Raw genomic sequence first — 16,789 nt, 5'->3', positions numbered from 1 at the left:
GGTTTCCAGCCCGCGGTCGAGCGGGGGTCTCAGCCCGCGGTCCAGCCGCCGTCGAGGGGCAGGGACACGCCGGTGAGGTAGCCGGAGTGGGGGCCGCAGAGCCACAGGACGGCGGCGGCCACCTCCTCGGACTCCAGGAGGCGCTTAACGGGCGAGCGGGCCAGCAGGACGTCGGTCAGGACGTCGCCCTCGCTGATGCCGTGTGCGGCGGCCTGGTCCCGGACCTGGCCCTCGACGAGCGGGGTGCGGACGTAGCCGGGGTTGACGCAGTTGCTGGTCACGCCGTGGGGCGCGCCTTCGATCGCGGCGACCTTGCTGAGCCCCTCCAGGGCGTGCTTGGCGGCGACGTAGGCGGACTTGTAGGCGCTGGCCCGGAGTCCGTGGACGCTGGAGACGTTGACGATCCGGCCCCAGCCACCGGCGTACATGTGCGGCAGGACCCGGCGCATCAGCAGGAACGGTGCGGTGACCATCACCTTCTGGATGAGCTCGAAGCGCTCCGGGGGGAACTCCGTGAGGGGTGCCACGTGCTGGAGGCCGGCGTTGTTGACGAGGATGTCGACCTCGACCGGGAGGAGTTCGACGGCTCCCGCGTCCGCGAGGTCGGCCACGTGTGCCTCGCCGCCGGCGATCTCCGCGACGGCCTTGGCCGCGGCGGCGTCCCGGTCGACCACGTGGACGACGGCCCCCGCCTGCGCCAGGGCCAGCACGCAGGCCCTGCCGATGCCGCTTCCACCACCGGTCACCAGAGCCGTACGCCCGCTCAGGTCGACCGCGGCGCTGGGTGGCGGCAGAGGAGCCGGGGCGAGAAATGTGTTCGTCATGGCCGGAAACATTAGGGAGCCCCTCGATCCCGTCCCATGTGAGCGGCCACCACAAAGCTCTGTCGGCGAGTGGTCTCTCACGCCATAGGTTTCGTGGGGCCGGGAGTCGCGTCGCCGTCGGGCCCCACGGTGGGGCCCGACACCGGTTCCACCCATACCCGTCACCCACGCCCATCACCCCCACCCGTCGCCCCCACACAGGTGGTCACCACCACCTCCACCGGGGTTGATGTGTGGATGAAAGACATGGTCCGCCTTTCTGCCGCCTGCCTAGGCTCGCAGCCGTTCGGTTGTACCGGCACCGGCTCTGACCTGCGAGGTCGACCCGGCTCGCCCGAGGGAAAGGGACCGTATGGGTCTGGACAAGACAGTCGCGAGCGCGGCGGAGGCGGTGGCCGACATACGCGACGGCGCCTCCCTCGCGGTGGGGGGCTTCGGGCTGTGCGGGATACCGGGCACGCTGATCGACGCCCTGTGGCAGCGCGAGGTGAACGACCTCGGCATCGTCTCCAACAACTGCGGCGTCGACGACTGGGGCCTCGGGCTGCTGCTCGCCGCCGGCCGGATCTCGCGCATGACGAGCTCGTACGTGGGGGAGAACAAGGAGTTCGCCCGGCAGTACCTGAGCGGCGAGCTCGAGGTCGAACTCGTGCCCCAGGGGACGCTGGCGGAGCGACTGCGGGCCGGCGGAACCGGCATCCCCGCCTTCTACACCCCGGCGGGCACCGGCACCCAGGTCGGCGAGGGCGGACTGCCCTGGCGTTACGCGGCCGACGGCACGGTCGCCGTGGCCTCGCCCGCCAAGGAGACCCGCGACTTCGGCGGCCGCCCGCACGTACTCGAACACGGCATCACCACCGACTTCGCCCTGGTCCGCGCGACCCTCGGCGACCGGCACGGGAACCTCGTCTTCCGGTCGTCCGCGCGCAACTTCAACCCGCTCGCCGCCATGGCGGGCCGGATCACCGTCGCCGAGGTGGACCACCTCGTCGAGCCGGGCGAACTCGATCCCGACGAGGTCCATCTGCCCGGCATCTTCGTCCAGCGCGTGGTCCGGGTGTCCCCCGGCGATCCCGCGGCCGAGCGGCGCATCGAGCGCCGTACCGTTCGACAGGAAGGCGGTGCCTGACATGGCGCTCACCCGCGAGCAGATGGCGGCCCGCGCCGCCCGGGAACTGGCCGACGGCACCTACGTCAACCTCGGCATCGGCCTCCCCACCCTGATCCCGAACCACCTGCCGCCCGGCGTCGAGGTGGTCCTGCAGTCCGAGAACGGCATCCTGGGTGTCGGCCCGTACCCGACCGAGGACGAACTGGACGCCGACCTGATCAACGCCGGCAAGGAAACCGTCACCACCCTGCCCGGCGCCTCGTTCTTCGACTCCGCCCTGTCCTTCGGCATGATCCGCGGCGGCCACGTCGACGCCGCCGTACTCGGCGCCATGCAGGTCTCCTCCTCGGGCGACCTCGCCAACTGGATGATCCCCGGCAGGATGGTCAAGGGCATGGGCGGGGCGATGGACCTCGTCCACGGCGCCGCCCGGGTCATCGTCCTCATGGAGCACACCGCGAAGGACGGCAGCCCCAAGCTCGTGGACGCGTGCGACCTGCCGCTCACCGGCCGGTCCGTCGTCGACCGCGTCATCACCGACCTCGCCGTCGTCGACGTCACCGCGAACGGCTTCGTCCTCGCCGAACTCGCCCCCGGCGTCACCCTCGACGAGGTCCGGGCCGCCACAGCCGCCGAACTGACGGTCCCGGCCGGCATCGGCTCCTGAGGAGGAATCCGGGCGGAGACCGTGGGCGGCGGGTCCTGAGGAGGCCCCCCGACTCAGACCGTCGACATCGGGTCCTGCGAAAGGCCCCCGCCACCGACCATCGGCGCGGCGGCGGGTCCTGAGAAGGCCCCCCGCCTCAGGTCGTCGGCGGCGCGGCCCGGAGGGACGGGGCGGCCTCGGCGGCTGCGTACGAGGAGGCGAAGGTGAACGCGCGCGGGGACGGCCCGTGCTCCCGCAGGTCCGCCAACCGCTCCATCGCCTCGCCGACGGTGGGGAGGTGCCCCGCGGGCACCCACCACAGCACCAGGTGCGCCTCGACGTGCCGCGCGAACCACTCCCTGCGCCGCCGCATCACCTCCAGGTGCCCGCTGCGGTAGGCGAAGTCCCACAGTGCCTCCTGCGTCTCCCACACCGACAGGTTGACGATGACGTCCTCGCCCAACGGGCGCAGCCCCGTGGCGTCGGCCGCCCCGTCCTCCACGAGCCGCCACACGAAGCCCGGCGCGCCGTCGGCCGCGGCGTTCACCGGATCGAGCATCTCGACGAACGGCGCCACGCGCGGGTCGTCGAGCGGGTGGCGGAGTGTGGCGACGTTGAGCTGGGCGAGGTGGGCGGCGTGCTCGGATGCGGTCATGGCCTCATCCCAGCACGGCGCCCTTTTCTATGTCAATCTTCATTGTTTTTAGAAATCTCGACCACCACGCAGCACTCCCCCGGCCGCGCGTCCATCCGGGCCCGGAGCGGACCCCCCTCGCCGATCAGCCCTTCGAGCAGCGCGAGGTTCATGCCGCAGACGAGCGGCGGGAAGCGTTCGGCGACGGCGTGGAAGGGGCAGTTGCGCATCCGGACGACACGAGCGCCCGGGTCGGCGCCGCCGCCGACAGCACCATCGACACCATCGACACCATCGCCGCCTTCGCGGCTTTCGCGGCTTTCGCGGCCTTCGCCGCCTTCGACATGCGGCTCGTACCCACGCCGGGTCAGCATCGCCACGGCCTCGTCCAGGTCTCCGCAGGCCGGCGCCGAGCCCCGCAGGGCCTCGCCCCGGCGCCGTGCGGCGGCGCAGAGCCCGGCGTCGAGACCGGCCTCTTCGGCGGCCTCGGCGAGCAGCTCGGCGGCCGTGCGGTAGTCGCGCGCCGGCAGCGACACCGACCGCTCGACCCGCGCCCGCGTGTACACCTTGGCGGGACGCCCCGCTCCCGGACCCGAACGGCCCGTCAGCCGGCGGCTGCCGCTCTCCAGGAGCCCGACCTCGGTCAGCTTCTCCAGATGGTGCGCGGCGAGCGTCCGCGCCACCCCGGCGGCCTCGGCGGCCTCGTTGCGCCCGACCTCACGCCCCTGCGCGGCCACGTACTCGTACAGTCGGCGCCGCACCGGATCCTGCAGCACCGCGATCACATCGATGTCCTCCACACGCCCATTCTAGGAACAACGCGGGTTGGAGATAGAAAGCCCGTCGCTCAGCGCGGCGGCCAGGCGGGCCTGGCTCAGCCGGTTGTACGGGCTGTCCGGGCGCAGGCCGGTCCGCTCGCTGATCAGGGTGCGGGCCAGGTCGTGGCGGCCGGCCCGCAGGGACGATTCGAGGAGGGTCTTCTGGACGGCGTCACGCTGGGCGTGGCTGCCGCCGAACTCGTGGAAGCGGCGGCGGAGCGGCCAGAGCAGGTCCACGGCGGCGTCGTGGTCGCCGTGGGCGTGCGCGACCAGGGCCCGGCAGACCGGGAGGCCGATCTCGGCCGTCATGGCGTCGTTGGTCAGGTCGCCCGCCCCGGTCCGCTCCAGCCACCGCTGCCGGTCGGTGATGAGGCGCTCGGCCTCGGCAGGGCGGCCGGCTCCGACGTAGGACATGACGGCGTGCACGTCGTTGAAGGCGTAGAACGGCGGGTCGGCGCGCGTGATCCACGAGTCGGCGAGCGCCTCCCACCGTGGGGCCTGGTCGTGGCCCGCCAGGTGGAACCGCCACAACAGGGCTGCCGCGTCCAGGAGTTCCATGGCGAGTCCGGCGGACGTCTCGTTGTGGAGGTGCGCGTCGTAGACGCGCAGCGCGGTGCCGGTGTCGCCGGCTTCCAGGGCGAACAGCGCGTAGTGCCACCAGGTGTGGACCGCGAGGAAGTTGCCGGCCGCCCAGTCGCCGGTGCGCGCGTCGAGATAGGCGATGCCGTCGGCGTACCGGCCCCGCATCTCGTGGGTGTGCACGACGGCGTGGACGGCCCAGACGTCATGGGGATGGCGTGCGACGGCGGCGGCGCCGACCTCCTCGGCGCGGTCGTAGTGGCCGCACTCCTCCAGGCCGAAGGCGTACATGCCGAGCAGCGGCCCCCGGTGCGGGTCGTCCGCGTCCCACGCGGACAGGGCGCCGCCGACACGGTCGCGCAGGCGCACCGCGTCACCCGTGAGGAAGTCCAGCTGGTGCCCGACGAACAGGGCGAGCGCGTCGCGCGGGTACGCCAGGGTCAGGCGCTCCAGGAGTCCGCTCGCCCGCCGCAGGTCGCCGGCGAGGAGGCTCTCGGCGGCGGCCGTGTGCAGGCGCTCGCGCGGCGGCAGCGCCGTACGGTCGAGGCCCGCGGAGTACGCGGCGAACCGGCCCCGGGCGACGGCGGCGTCGGCCGGCTCCGTGCCCAGCACCCCCAGATAGGCCGCGAACGCCTGCCCCACCGGCGACACCGGGTCCGCCTCCAGCAGGGCGCCGACGGCCGGGACCACCTCCGGCCTGAAGAACAGCAGCGCCTCCACCGCCCGGTCCAGATGCGCCGCCCCCTCCTCCGTACCCTCGTACAGGAAGTGGCCGTACCGGTCGGTCGCCATCCCAGATCACCTCACGCGACGCATCGGAGCACACGGACGACGCCCCGACCGGGGCGCCAGCCCCATGAAGCCAGCTCCCGACCACCGCGCACAGGCCCCGAACAGGTGAGACCCGGACACACCCGGGGCGCGTCGGAGGCACGCCGGGGTGCACGCTCCCGGCGCGGCCCGAAAGCCCAGCGGCCACCCGCCAGCTATCCGGCTACCTGGCAGCTATGCGGCCATCCTGCAGTTGTCCGACCATCCGGCAGTTGTCCGGCCATCCCGCCATGCCGCTGGCCCCCATCCCTCTGTCCCGCTATCCCGCTATCCCGCTATCCGATAGAGCTTGATGTCGCGGTTGACGAACAGGTGGACGTACCCGCACGACCAGCAGATCAGGCCGGTCGCCGACTCGTTGGCCCACGCCATGTTGAAGAACTCCATGCCCGTGCTGTTCAGCTTCACCTCCCGCTCGCGGAACGTGTCGTTGTCGCACATCTGGCAGCGGATCGGCTTCTCCCCGATCGCCGCGTGCACAGGCTTGGCCATGACATTCCCCCGGTACGTCGACGTTTTCGATTTCCGGCACCGAGGCGCGCCCACCCCCCGCCACACATCATCTTGAGGCATCGCGGTGTCGAGGCGCACTGCCGTCACCAGGCACTTCGGCCCCCGTCTTCCTGCCGGTCGCGCACACCGGGCGCGGGGGCCGGCATCGGTCATCGGCGTCCACCCCGCGAGCCGCGGTCAGGTGGCGGGTGGTGTGCCCGGGGTGGCGGCGCGGAGGTCGGCGAGGAGTTCGGCCTGGCCGGCGAGTACGCCCGACAGGATCGTCCTGGCCACGGCGAGCAGCTCGGCCACCTGCGGAGTGGTCAGGGAGTAGAGGACGCCCGAGCCCTCGCGGCGGGCGACGACCAGGTTCGACCTGCGGAGCACCGCGAGCTGCTGGGAGAGGTGCGCGGGCTCGACACCGACCTCGGCGAGCATCTCCGAGACGGCGTGCTCCCGCTCGCTCAGGAGCTCCAGGACGCGGATGCGCACCGGGTGTCCGAGCGTCTTGAAGAACTCGGCTTTCAGTTGGTAGAGCGGCGTGCTCACTGCGCCCACCGCCGATCCGGACAGGGGGCCGCCGTCCCGCCGCACGGCCGCCTGTGTGCCTGCCGTATCCATCGCGTCCATCCGGAGCTCTTCACCATGGGAACCATCTTCGCGCCTCGCGCGGTCGTGGTGCTCCGCGTGCCCGGCCGAGCGTCGCCGCACGTTCTCGCAGCTCCTGACCGGCGCTGCGGTACGCGGCGAGTGTGCGGGCCACCACGGCCTTCGGGCCGCTGAGGCCTTCGGGCCGCTCAGGCCTTCTTGACCACGCTGGACTTGAGCTGCATGGGCCCGAAGCCGTCGACCTTGCAGTCGATGTCGTGGCCGTCGACGCCGTCCACGAGCCGGATGTTGCGGACCTTGGTCCCGGCCTTGATGCCGGTCGGGCTGCCCTTGACCTTGAGCGTCTTGACGACGGTGACCGTGTCGCCGTCCGCGAGGACGTTGCCCACCGCGTCCTTGATCACCTTCTCGCCGCCGGCTCCGGCGCCGTCGGCCGCTCCCGCCGACAGGGACCACTCGTGGCCGCATTCGGGGCAGACGAACAGCGCGCCCATCTCGTAGGTGTAGGCGCCGGAGCATTCGGGGCAGGGAGGGAGGTTCTCGTTCACCCGGCGAGTCTAGAGCGAATCTGTCAATTGCGAAAATTGGCAACTAGTCGAGCGGGCCACCGGGCGCGGGTGCCGCGCCTGGCACCACCAGGCCCGACTCGTAGGCGACGATGACGAGTTGGGCCCGGTCCCGGACCGCGAGTTTTCCCATGATCCGGCTGACGTGGGTCTTCGCCGTGAGCGGCGACAGCCCGAGGGCTTCCGCGATCTCCGTGTTGTTCAGCCCCCGCGCCACCAGGGCGAGCACCTGGCGCTCGCGGTCCGAGAGCCCTTCCGGCCCGCCCGCCGCGGGAGGGTCGGGCAGCGCCAGCGCACGCGCGATCAGCCGGGACGTCGGTCCCGGCGACAGCAGGGCCTCCCCCGCCGCCACCGTACGGATCGCGGCGAGGAGTTCGGCCGGCCGGATGTCCTTGACGACGAAGCCCGACGCGCCGGCCCGCAGCGCCTCCACGATGTGCTCGTCCGTGTCGTACGTCGTGAGGACCAGCACCTTCACCCCGGCCAGGTCCTCGTCGGCGGCGATCAGCCGGGTGGCCCCGATCCCGTCGAGCTCCGGCATCCGGACGTCCATGACGACCACGTCCGCCCGCGCCGAGCGGGCCAGCTCCACCGCCTCCTTGCCGTTGGCCGCCTGGCCCACGACCTCCATGTCGGGCGCCGAATCGACGAGCATCGCGAACGACGCCCGCACCAGCGACTGGTCGTCCGCGAGCAGCACCCGGATCACGCCGCCACCTCCCTCGCCGCGAGCGGCAGCGCCGCCGTGACCTCGAAGCCCCCGCCGTCGCGCGGGCCCGCGCTCAGTGTGCCGCCCACGCTCCTGGCCCGCTCGCGCATCCCGACGATCCCGTACCCCGACCCACCGGATCCGCCGGACGCACCGGGCCCCGCGGTGCCCCCGCTCCCTGCGCTCCCGTCGTGGCCACCGCCCCCGTCGCCGCCACCGGCCGCCGCGCCGCTGTTGGTCACCCGTACGGTCAGCACCTCCTCGGCCAGCCCGACATCGACCCGCACGCGGGCGTCCGGACCTCCGTGCCGCACGGCGTTGGTCAGGGACTCCTGCACGATGCGGTACGCCGCCGCGCCCACCGCCGCCGGGACCTTCACCGCCCCCGTACGTACCGTCAGGTCGGCGCCCGAGGGCCGTACGAGGTCGGGCAGCGAGGCCAGGTCCGGCAGCGGGCCCTCGGGGGCGGCCCGGAGGACGTCCAGGGTCGTGCGCACTTCGGCGCGGGCGTCCCGGCAGGTCTCGGATATCCCCTCCAGTGCCCGGACGAGCGCCTCCCGGTCGAGCCGGTCGGGGTCGGCGACCAGGACGTGCGCCGCGACCGACGCCTGTACGCCGATGAGGGTGATCGAGTGGGCGAGGAGATCGTGCAGGTCCCTCGCGATGCGCAAGCGCTCCTCGGCCGCCTTCCGCTCGCCCTCGCGCTCGGCCCGCTCCACCACGCCCGCCACCAGCTGCCGGTAGAGCCGGATGCTCGCGCCGAAGACGAGCATGGCTATCACCCAGCCGGAGACCCTCAGCAGTTCGACCACCTCGTGCGGGTTGACGAAGAGTTGGATGGTGAGCGTGATGGACGTGACCGTCAGCCCCACGATCAGCGTGCGCTGCGGCCGGCCGGTGGACGCGACCGTGTACAGCGCGGTCATCGAGGCCGGGATCGGCGCCAGGTGCATGAAGTCGAGCGCGTGGTAGGGGGCCACGCAGGCCACCACCGCCAGCAGCACCGCCAGCGGCGCCCTGCGCCGCCAGACGAGCGGGACGTGCGCGGCGAGCAGCAGCACCCACCCGAGCGCGTCCGGCCGACGGCCGTCGTCGACGGTCAGCGCGAGGGCGACCGCGACCAGCGCGAAGCCGGCGGCGGCGGCCGCGTCGTACCGCGTCCGGTACGGCGCCGCCTGCGGGTCGCGGATCAAGGCCGCTGCGAAGTCCATGACGTCCATCCTCCCTGCGGGCAGGGGCCCCCGGTAGCCCGGGGAGCCCCCACCCGCCCCTGATCAGACCCGTACGGGCGCCGGCTCGGCCGCGGCCCGCGAACCGGGGTCCGCCCCGGTCCCCCGGGCCAGCGGACCCGGCCACCAGACCTTCCGGCCGAGCAGCACGCTCGCACTGGTGACGAGGTACGTGCGGACCAGGAAGGTGTCGAGCAGGACGCCGACCGCGATCACGAAGCCGAGCTCCGCCAGCTGCACCATCGGCATGTTGACCAGCACCGCGAACGTGGCGGCCAGCACGAGCCCCGCCGAGGCGATCACCCCGCCGGTCGTCCGCAGCGCGGTCAGGGCCGCCGCACCCGGCTCCGTCCCCTTCAGGCACTCCTCGCGCATCCGGTGCATCAGGAAGATCCCGTAGTCGACGCCGAGGGCGACGAGGAAGACGAACGAGAGCAGGCCCAGGCCGGGGTCGGTGCCCTCGAACCCGAAGACGGACTCGAAGACGAGGCCCCCGATGCCCAGGGCCGCGCCCCAGACCGCGACGACCGCGGCGACCAGCACCAGCGGTGCGACCAGGCTGCGCAGCAGCACGATCAGCACGATCGTCACGACGACGAGGACGAGCGGGACGACGATGTTCCGGTCCCTGGCACTCGTGTCGGCCATGTCCAGCTGCTCGGCACTCGGCCCGCCGACGTACACCCCCTCGCCCAGCGCGGACCGCAGCTCCTCGATGGTCGCGGTCTCGGCGGCGGACTGCGGCGGGTGCGCGGCGACGACGGAGATCTCCGTCCAGCCGTCACCGCTCCGGCCGCGCTCGGCCTGCGCGACCCCGCCCGTCGCGCGCACGGTCTCCAGCGCACCGGCGGCGCCCGCCGTCGGGGCGACGACGGTGATCGGCTGCGTGCCCCTCTCGGGGTAGGCGGCGGCCAGCGTCTTCATCGCGGTGACCGCTTCCGGGGTGGTGCTGAAGGAGTCCTCCTGCTTCAGGGTGCCGGGCAGGTTCAGCGCGCCGAGCCCGAGGGCCGCCAGGGCGGCGGCGCCCGCGACGAGGACGGCGAGCGGCCGTCGGCCCGCCGAGGAGCCCATCGCCGCGAACAGCGACCGCCGGGCGGCCTTCGGCTCGCTCCCGTACGCCGGGATCAGCGGCCAGAACACCCGTCGCCCGAGCACCACGAGCAGGGCGGGCAGCAGCGTCGTCATCGCGACCAGCGCGCACAGCACCCCGACCGCGGCCGTCGGCCCCATGCCCCGGCTGCTGTTCATGTCCGCGGCGAGCAGGCAGAGCATGCCGAGCGCGACGGTCCCCGAGGACGCGAGGACGGCGGGCCCGCAGCCGCGCAGTGCGGCGGCCATGGCGTCGTACGGGCGTACCGTGCGGCGCAGTTCCTCCCGGTAGCGCGAGACGAGCAGCAGCGCGTAGTCCGTGCCGGCGCCGAAGACGAGGATCGTCATGACGCCCGTGCTCTGGCCCGAGACGCTGATGTCGAAGCCCTGGTGGAGGGCGTAGGTCACGGCCCTCGCCAGGAAGTTCGCGGCCCCGGCGGCGGCCAGCGGCACGAGCCACAGGAACGGACTGCGGTAGATGACGACCAGCAGGACGGCGACGACCGCGACGGTCGTGTAGAGCAGCGGGCCGTCGAGCGACTCGTACACCTCGCTCGCGTCCGTGGCGAGCGCGCCGGGGCCGCCCACCTCGCCGCTCACCGTCTCACGGACGTCGTGCACGAAGGCGTCCCTGGCCTTCTCGTCCATACCGGGCTCGTTGCTGGACACGGCGTACATCACGGTGGTGCCGTCCTCGGAGGGGACGGGCCTCGGCGTCGACGTCAGCCGGTGCTCGGCGGCGACCCTCGCCACCTCCCGTGCGGCGGTGTCCCGCTCCGCTGCGGTCAGTCCACCGTCCCGGTGGTAGACCAGCACGAGGTCGGTGGAGTCCCCTCCGGGCAACTGCTCGGTGATCCTCGCCACCTGCGTCGAGTCCGCGCTCGCCGGCAGGTAGTCCACGGCCCGGTCCCGCTGTACGTCGCCGAGCTTCCCGGCGAGCGGCGCCGCCAGGGCGATCACCAGCACCCACAGCGCCAGCACCCCCCAGCCGACGATCCTCTTACGGCCCCCCATCGCGGGCCTCCCTCCGTCGTTCCTCATCGGGTCCGTCCCAGACTCCCGCCGCCGGAAGGGGGATTCGTCGCGCTGAAGACCGACTCGCGGGCTACTCCCTGGGGCGGCCCGGGCCCGTGACTACTCCCCCGGGAGTACGGGGACCCCGCCCGCGGCTACGCGGCGCCGCCCGACGGCAGCAGGCGCTCGACGAACCAGACGAGGCCGATGACGCCGACGGCGGCGGCCGTGCCGATGTGGGCGAGGGTCGACCAGGAGCGTCGGCGCGCGAGCAGGATCAGGGGGAACGCCACGGTCACGATGGCGAGTTGGCCGAGTTCGATGCCGAGGTTGAAGCTCAGGAGCGAGACAAGGAGCCGACCGCTGAAGTCGTCGGTGAAGTCGAGGGCGCCGGCGAAGCCGAGGCCGTGCAGCAGGCCGAACCCGAAGACGACGAGGACGCGGTGCCGCGATTCGCCGCGCGTGATGTTCTCGACGGCGACGTACACGATGGACAGGGCGATGAGGGGTTCGACGATCTCGGTGGGGACGTCGACCCACCCGAGCACGGCCAGGGCGAGCGTCACGCTGTGGGCCACGGTGAAGCTGGTGGCGAGCCGGAGGACGCTGCGCCATCCTTCCGCGCCGAGCAGCAGGAGCACCAGGAAGAGCACGTGGTCGATGCCGCCCAGGATGTGTTCCAGGCCGAGGGACGCGAAACGGCCCGTCGGCGACCAGGAGCTTTCGGGGCCGTCGGAGCGCGCGGCACCCGGGCTCGCGGCGGCGTGGCCGGCCCGCAGTTCACGGTGGCCGGTGTCGAAGACGTCGCTGCCGCCGGAGCCGCCGAGTTCGTAGTCGACCATGTTGGTGTGCTCGGCGCCGATGGCGTCCGCTTCGGAGAACACCCCGTACCTCACGGTGAATTCGCCGCTTCCCGCGCCCGGGCAGCGGTAGGTGAGGAGCAGGCGCGCGTAGAGGAACCGCTGCCGCTTCGTGATGCCCGTGTCGCCGAGCTCGGCGGGGCACGGCGAGCCGTCGAGGGTGACGGTGAGGCGGTCGGAGAGGTACGTGGCGAGCCCCGCGCGGTGGGAGGCGAGGAAGGCCGTGTGCTCGGCGTCCTTCGTGTCGCGCGGCAGCGCGCCGAGGCCGGCGGCCTTCGTCAGGGTGTCGTAGTCCAGCTCCAGGGTGTAACGCACCGCCGCCCCGTCCTGGCGGATCACGGACGTCCCGTCCGTCGTCGGGACGTGCGCCGACGCGGCCGGGGCCGTCCCCGACAGGAGGAGCCCGGCGAGTACCACGGCACCCAGCACGACGCGGAGCCACGCGCTGGTCGTTCCGGAGGGTGCGCCTCGATGTCCCGGCGGCGGAGTCGCGATCGTCACGCCGAGGAGTGGAGCCGGGAGAGGAGAGGGCCGAATGGCGTGCACATGTCCAGGTCGTGCTGCCCCGTTGAACTCTCGACGACACACCACCGCGACGGAGTCCCCTCCCGCGGCGCATGGCAACACGCCCACGGCGCCTGTCAATACGTCCCCGTCACACGGGAAAACGCTCATGTACCCGGCACCCAAGGTTCACGTGGCGGCTGTAGTCGTGGCTCATAGCGGATCCCTAGGTTCCTCACTGCCTCGTGCACGAGGCAGCCACCCTCACCTCGGAAGGGATTCACGTGATGGGCACCCGCCACATCCGAAGAGCGTCCTTGGCCACCGCGGCGGTCGCCACGACCACCGCCGCCGTCGCCGCCCTGCTGACCTTCGCGCCCACCGCCAGCGCGGCCACCACCACCTTCACGCCGGCGGCCGACACCTACGTGCAGGACACCACGCCGTCGACCAACTACGGCACCTCGGCGCTGTTCACCGTGGACAACTCGCCGGTGCGCCAGTCGTTCCTGAAGTTCTCGGTCAGCGGCCTCTCCGGCAGCGTGTCCAGCGCCAAGCTGCGGATCCGCGTCACCAGCACCGGCAACAGCGGCAACGGCGGCACCTGGAAGTCGATGAGCGACACCACCTGGTCCGAGACCGCTGTCACCTGGAACAACAAGCCGCTCATCGACGGCGCCTCGCTCGCGTCGCTCGGCGCGGTGGCGAACGACCAGTGGGTCGAGATCGACGTGACCTCCGTCGTGACCGGCAACGGCACCTTCGGCTTCGGCGGCAGCTCCGCCAGCTCCGACGGCGCGTACTACGACGCCCGCGAGTCCGGCGCCGACGCCCCGCAGCTGGTGGTCACCACCGGTACCACCCCCACGCCCACCCCCACGACGTCCACCTCGGCCCCGACCGGGGACCCGGTGCTCGTCGGCGCCGGCGACATCGCCGACTGCGGCACCGGGGGTGACGAGGCCACCGCCGACCTCCTGGACGGCATCGGCGGCACCGTCATGGCCATCGGCGACACCGCCTACCCGGACGGCACCGCGGCCGACTACACCAACTGCTACGACCCGACGTGGGGCAGGCACAAGGCCCGCACCAAGCCGGCCACCGGCAACCACGAGTACCACACCTCGGGCGCGTCGGGTTACTTCAACTACTTCGGCGCCTCCGCCGGTGACCCCAACAAGGGCTACTACTCCTTCGACCTGGGCAACTGGCACGTCGTCGCGCTCAACTCCAACTGCTCGGTCGTGTCCTGCGCGGCCGGCTCGGCACAGGAGCAGTGGCTCCGCGGCGACCTCACGGCCAGCACCAAGCCGTGCACCGTCGCGTACTGGCACCACCCCCGCTACACCTCCGGCGCCAGCCACGGCCCCGCCACCTCCGTCCAGCCGCTGTACCAGGCGCTGTACGACAACAACGCCGAGGTGATCGTGACCGGTCACAACCACAACTACGAGCGCTTCGCCCCCATGAACGCCACCGGCGGCCTCGACAACAGCCGAGGCGTCCGGCAGTTCGTCGCCGGCATGGGCGGCACCGGCCTCGGCGGCTTCGGCACCATCCAGCCCAACAGCGAGATCCGCAACAGCAGCACGTGGGGCGTCCTGAAGCTGACCCTCCACTCGAACAGCTACGACTGGAAGTTCGTCCCCCAGGCGGGCAAGACCTTCACCGACAGCGGCACCAACTCCTGCCACTGACGGGCACCCCGGCGAGATCGGTGCCCTCCCCCAGCCGGGAGGGCACCCCCGGCCCCGCCGCGTGCCCCACCCCGAACCGGGAGGGCACCCCCGGCCCCGCCGCGTGCCCCACCCCGCTCCCCCGCCCCGAAAGGTCCGCCCGCATGTATCTGTCCTCGATCGACAGGCCGGGGGCCGACGCCGCACCCACCGCGGGCCGCTCCCGCCTCCGCGGGATCAAGGCCGTCGGCGGCAACGTGTTCGCGCTCGGCACGGTCAGCCTGCTCACCGACGTCTCCGCCGAGATGGTCACCGCGATCCTCCCGGTGTACCTCGTCGTCGGGCTGTCCATGAGCCCCCTTGCCTACGGCACGCTCGACGGCCTCCACACCGGAGCGACCGCGCTGCTGCGGCTCGTCGGCGGCTACGTCGCGGACCGGTCGCGCAGACCCAAGACCGTGGCGGGCATCGGGTACGCGCTGTCCGCGCTGGCCAAACTCGGCCTGCTCGCCGTCGGGCGCAGCGCCGGGGCCATCGGCCTCGTCATCGCCGTCGACCGGGCCGGCAAGGGACTCCGCACCGCTCCCCGGGACGCCCTGATCACCCTGTCGGCCCCGCCGCACGCCTTGGCCCGCGCCTTCGGCGTGCACCGGGCGATGGACAGCTTCGGCGCGTTCCTCGGGCCGCTCGTCGCCCTCGCCGTCCTCGCGGCCGCCGGTCAGGCCTTCGACGCCGTCCTGGTCACCAGCTTCTGCGTCGCGGCCCTCGGCGTCGTCGTCCTCGTCCTCTTCGTCCGGGACCGCCACGACGAACGGCCCCCCGCCGCCGTCGCCACACCTCGCGAGGCCCTGACCCTCCTGCGGTCCGCCCCAGTGCGCCGCCTCGTCGTCGCGGCCTGCCTCCTCGGTTTCGCCGTCATCGGCGACGGCTTCGTCTACCTTCTCCTGCAGCGCCGGGAGGAGGTCTCGCTGAGCACCTTCCCCCTGCTCGCGGTCGGCACCAGCCTCGTCTACCTCCTCCTCGCGGTCCCGGTCGGAGCCCTCGCCGACCGCGTCGGCCGCCTGCCCGTCGTACTCGGCGGCTACACCGCCCTGCTCGGCGTCTACCTGCTCCTGTCCGGCTCCCTGCACGGCATGCCGCTGGTGGCACTGGTGCTCGTGCTCTACGGCACCTTCTACGCCGCCACCGACGGCGTGCTGATGGCGCTGGCCGGCCCCGTACTCCCCGCACACCTCCGCACCACCGGCCTGGCCCTCATCCAGACGGGACAGGCCCTGGCCTATCTCGCCTCGTCCGTCCTCTTCGGCCTCGCCTGGCAGTTGTGGGGCCCGGCCACCGCCGTCCGGTGCGCCGCCGCCCTGGTCGTACCGGTGGTCGCCGCCACCGCGTTCCTGCTGATCGTCCGCCCCGGCACCCGTACCGACACCGGCACCGGCTCCCACTCCGACTCCGGCACCCACACCGACACCGACACCGACACCGAGGAAACCGCATGAGCGAGCAGTCGACCGCACAGGCCGAGCCCGACCCCGACCCGTCCCCCGCGCCGCGCCGCTCCGGACGGACGGCTCGCCTCGCGACCACGCTGGTCGCGGCCCTCGCACTCGCCGCCGTCGCGATCGGCTATGCCCGGCACAGCTCCTCCGCCCAGGCCGCCGACACGACCGTCACCGCCGAGACCGTGTCGCTCAAGCCCGGTCCACGGCTGCTGACCCTGACGAGCACCGGACAGATCACGACCACCGACAAGGCCGACCCCGGCGGTGAGCGCGCCGTGTCCACGACCAAGTGCGACCGCGTCTACGCCGCCGCGGGCACGGTCGCCTGCCTGTACTCCGACGGGGTCCTCGGCACCGTCGTGATGCGCCTGCTGTCACCGGAACTCAAGGAACGCAAGACCATCCCCGTCAGCGGCGTCCCCAACCGGGTCCGCGTCTCCGCCAGCGGCCGCATGGTCTCCTGGACCTCCTTCGTCGGCGGGGACAGCTACGCCACCCTCAACTTCGCCACCCGCACCGGCATCTACGACACCAGGACCGGGACCCTCTTCAAGACCCTCGAGACGTTCTCCGTCGTCAAGGACGGCAAGCCCTACCGCTCCGCCGACGTCAACTTCTGGGGCGTGACCTTCACCAAGGACGACAACACCTTCTACGCCACCATGTACACCAAGGGCCACCGCTACCTGGTCCGAGGCGACTTCGCCGCCCGCACCGTCCGCACCCTCCGCGACCGCGTCGAATGCCCCTCCCTCTCGCCCGACGGCACTCGGATCGCCTTCAAGTCCCCCATCGACGGCGACCCCGCCCACGGCTGGCGCCTCTCCGTACTCGACCTCACCACCCAGCGCGTCACGCCCACCGCCGAAACCCGCAGCGTCGACGACCAGGCCGCCTGGCTCTCCCCCACCACCCTCGCCTACGCCCAGCAGCACGACGACGGCACCAAGGACCTCTGGTCCGTCCCCGCCACCGGCGCCGGCACCCCCCGCCTCCTCCTCCGCAACGCCCACTCCCCCGCGGCACTCGGCTGACCCGACGGCCCCCGCCACGGGGCACGTACGGCGCGGGGAGTCACGGGTGGCACGTCCGGTCC

Annotated in this window: 16 protein-coding genes; 5 read left to right on the top strand and 11 right to left on the bottom strand. The window is 72.6% G+C overall.

All coding sequences use genetic code 11. The annotated features are described in order from the left end of the window. Positions 1-29: 29 nt before the first annotated feature. On the bottom strand, positions 30-824 hold the full coding sequence (locus tag MRBLMG1_RS29205; RefSeq protein WP_367827136.1) for a 3-hydroxybutyrate dehydrogenase: 795 nt from the start codon (positions 822-824) through the stop codon (positions 30-32). 352 nt (positions 825-1,176) lie between these two features. On the opposite strand from MRBLMG1_RS29205, the gene MRBLMG1_RS29200 reads away from it, so the two are divergent. Together MRBLMG1_RS29200 and MRBLMG1_RS29195 are read left to right on the top strand one after the other, a co-directional pair. Further along, positions 1,177-1,953: a CoA transferase subunit A gene (locus MRBLMG1_RS29200; RefSeq protein ID WP_367827135.1), complete on the top strand. Its 777-nt coding sequence runs from the start codon at positions 1,177-1,179 to the stop codon at positions 1,951-1,953. 1 nt (position 1,954) lies between these two features. Beyond that, positions 1,955-2,602 (top strand): CoA transferase subunit B, encoded by a 648-nt coding sequence (locus MRBLMG1_RS29195; protein ID WP_367827134.1) that lies wholly within the window; start codon positions 1,955-1,957, stop codon positions 2,600-2,602. A gap of 136 nt (positions 2,603-2,738) precedes the next feature. Here the strand turns inward: MRBLMG1_RS29195 and MRBLMG1_RS29190 are convergent, their stop codons facing one another. From MRBLMG1_RS29190 to MRBLMG1_RS29145, 10 genes are all read right to left on the bottom strand, one after another. Beyond that, complete coding sequence (locus tag MRBLMG1_RS29190; RefSeq protein WP_367827133.1) at positions 2,739-3,236, bottom strand: DUF3291 domain-containing protein; 498 nt, start codon at positions 3,234-3,236, stop codon at positions 2,739-2,741. 32 nt (positions 3,237-3,268) lie between these two features. After that, positions 3,269-4,015 carry a helix-turn-helix transcriptional regulator gene (locus MRBLMG1_RS29185; RefSeq protein WP_367827132.1) on the bottom strand — a complete coding sequence of 249 codons (747 nt, stop codon included), beginning with the start codon at positions 4,013-4,015 and terminating at the stop codon, positions 3,269-3,271. Positions 4,016-4,024: 9 nt separating this feature from the next. Further along, on the bottom strand, positions 4,025-5,404 hold the full coding sequence (locus MRBLMG1_RS29180; protein WP_367827131.1) for a tetratricopeptide repeat protein: 1,380 nt from the start codon (positions 5,402-5,404) through the stop codon (positions 4,025-4,027). A gap of 306 nt (positions 5,405-5,710) precedes the next feature. Further along, positions 5,711-5,935 carry a hypothetical protein gene (locus MRBLMG1_RS29175; protein WP_367827130.1) on the bottom strand — a complete coding sequence of 75 codons (225 nt, stop codon included), beginning with the start codon at positions 5,933-5,935 and terminating at the stop codon, positions 5,711-5,713. 198 nt (positions 5,936-6,133) lie between these two features. Next, positions 6,134-6,484, bottom strand: a complete 351-nt coding sequence (locus MRBLMG1_RS29170; protein ID WP_367827211.1) for an ArsR/SmtB family transcription factor — start codon at positions 6,482-6,484, stop codon at positions 6,134-6,136. Between the two features lie 248 nt (positions 6,485-6,732). Further along, positions 6,733-7,092 carry a zinc ribbon domain-containing protein YjdM gene (locus MRBLMG1_RS29165; RefSeq protein WP_367827129.1) on the bottom strand — a complete coding sequence of 120 codons (360 nt, stop codon included), beginning with the start codon at positions 7,090-7,092 and terminating at the stop codon, positions 6,733-6,735. Positions 7,093-7,135: 43 nt separating this feature from the next. Continuing rightward, positions 7,136-7,819 (bottom strand): response regulator, encoded by a 684-nt coding sequence (locus tag MRBLMG1_RS29160; protein ID WP_367827128.1) that lies wholly within the window; start codon positions 7,817-7,819, stop codon positions 7,136-7,138. Further along, on the bottom strand, positions 7,816-9,030 hold the full coding sequence (locus MRBLMG1_RS29155) for a sensor histidine kinase (protein WP_367827127.1): 1,215 nt from the start codon (positions 9,028-9,030) through the stop codon (positions 7,816-7,818). The genes MRBLMG1_RS29160 and MRBLMG1_RS29155 overlap by 4 nt, the downstream gene beginning before the upstream one ends. A gap of 63 nt (positions 9,031-9,093) precedes the next feature. After that, positions 9,094-11,151: an MMPL family transporter gene (locus MRBLMG1_RS29150; protein WP_367827126.1), complete on the bottom strand. Its 2,058-nt coding sequence runs from the start codon at positions 11,149-11,151 to the stop codon at positions 9,094-9,096. Positions 11,152-11,306: 155 nt separating this feature from the next. Beyond that, the gene (locus MRBLMG1_RS29145; RefSeq protein WP_367827125.1) at positions 11,307-12,512 is read right to left on the bottom strand and encodes a HupE/UreJ family protein; all 1,206 of its coding nucleotides are present in this window, start codon (positions 12,510-12,512) and stop codon (positions 11,307-11,309) included. A gap of 320 nt (positions 12,513-12,832) precedes the next feature. On the opposite strand from MRBLMG1_RS29145, the gene MRBLMG1_RS29140 reads away from it, so the two are divergent. The 3 genes from MRBLMG1_RS29140 (at position 12,833) to MRBLMG1_RS29130 (ending at position 16,727) form a co-directional block, all read left to right on the top strand. Continuing rightward, the gene (locus MRBLMG1_RS29140) at positions 12,833-14,215 is read left to right on the top strand and encodes a DUF7594 domain-containing protein (protein ID WP_367827124.1); all 1,383 of its coding nucleotides are present in this window, start codon (positions 12,833-12,835) and stop codon (positions 14,213-14,215) included. Between the two features lie 143 nt (positions 14,216-14,358). After that, positions 14,359-15,690, top strand: a complete 1,332-nt coding sequence (locus MRBLMG1_RS29135; RefSeq protein WP_367827123.1) for an MFS transporter — start codon at positions 14,359-14,361, stop codon at positions 15,688-15,690. Then, positions 15,687-16,727, top strand: coding sequence for a hypothetical protein (locus tag MRBLMG1_RS29130; RefSeq protein ID WP_367827122.1), 1,041 nt, complete (start codon positions 15,687-15,689; stop codon positions 16,725-16,727). The genes MRBLMG1_RS29135 and MRBLMG1_RS29130 overlap by 4 nt, the downstream gene beginning before the upstream one ends. Positions 16,728-16,789: the final 62 nt, after the last annotated feature.

The sequence above is a fragment of the Streptomyces sp. LMG1-1-1.1 genome (genome assembly GCF_040815545.1).
Lineage (GTDB): Bacteria > Actinomycetota > Actinomycetes > Streptomycetales > Streptomycetaceae > Streptomyces.
This window is presented reverse-complemented; position numbering and strand designations above follow the sequence as displayed.

Coding starts and splice junctions, on each gene's coding strand:
- MRBLMG1_RS29205 (WP_367827136.1), bottom strand. CDS start 824: ATGACGAACACATTTCTCGCCCCGGCTCCTCTGCCGCCACCCAGCGCC.
- MRBLMG1_RS29200 (WP_367827135.1), top strand. CDS start 1,177: ATGGGTCTGGACAAGACAGTCGCGAGCGCGGCGGAGGCGGTGGCCGAC.
- MRBLMG1_RS29195 (WP_367827134.1), top strand. CDS start 1,955: ATGGCGCTCACCCGCGAGCAGATGGCGGCCCGCGCCGCCCGGGAACTG.
- MRBLMG1_RS29190 (WP_367827133.1), bottom strand. CDS start 3,236: ATGACCGCATCCGAGCACGCCGCCCACCTCGCCCAGCTCAACGTCGCC.
- MRBLMG1_RS29180 (WP_367827131.1), bottom strand. CDS start 5,404: ATGGCGACCGACCGGTACGGCCACTTCCTGTACGAGGGTACGGAGGAG.
- MRBLMG1_RS29175 (WP_367827130.1), bottom strand. CDS start 5,935: ATGGCCAAGCCTGTGCACGCGGCGATCGGGGAGAAGCCGATCCGCTGC.
- MRBLMG1_RS29155 (WP_367827127.1), bottom strand. CDS start 9,030: ATGGACTTCGCAGCGGCCTTGATCCGCGACCCGCAGGCGGCGCCGTAC.
- MRBLMG1_RS29150 (WP_367827126.1), bottom strand. CDS start 11,151: ATGGGGGGCCGTAAGAGGATCGTCGGCTGGGGGGTGCTGGCGCTGTGG.
- MRBLMG1_RS29135 (WP_367827123.1), top strand. CDS start 14,359: ATGTATCTGTCCTCGATCGACAGGCCGGGGGCCGACGCCGCACCCACC.
- MRBLMG1_RS29130 (WP_367827122.1), top strand. CDS start 15,687: ATGAGCGAGCAGTCGACCGCACAGGCCGAGCCCGACCCCGACCCGTCC.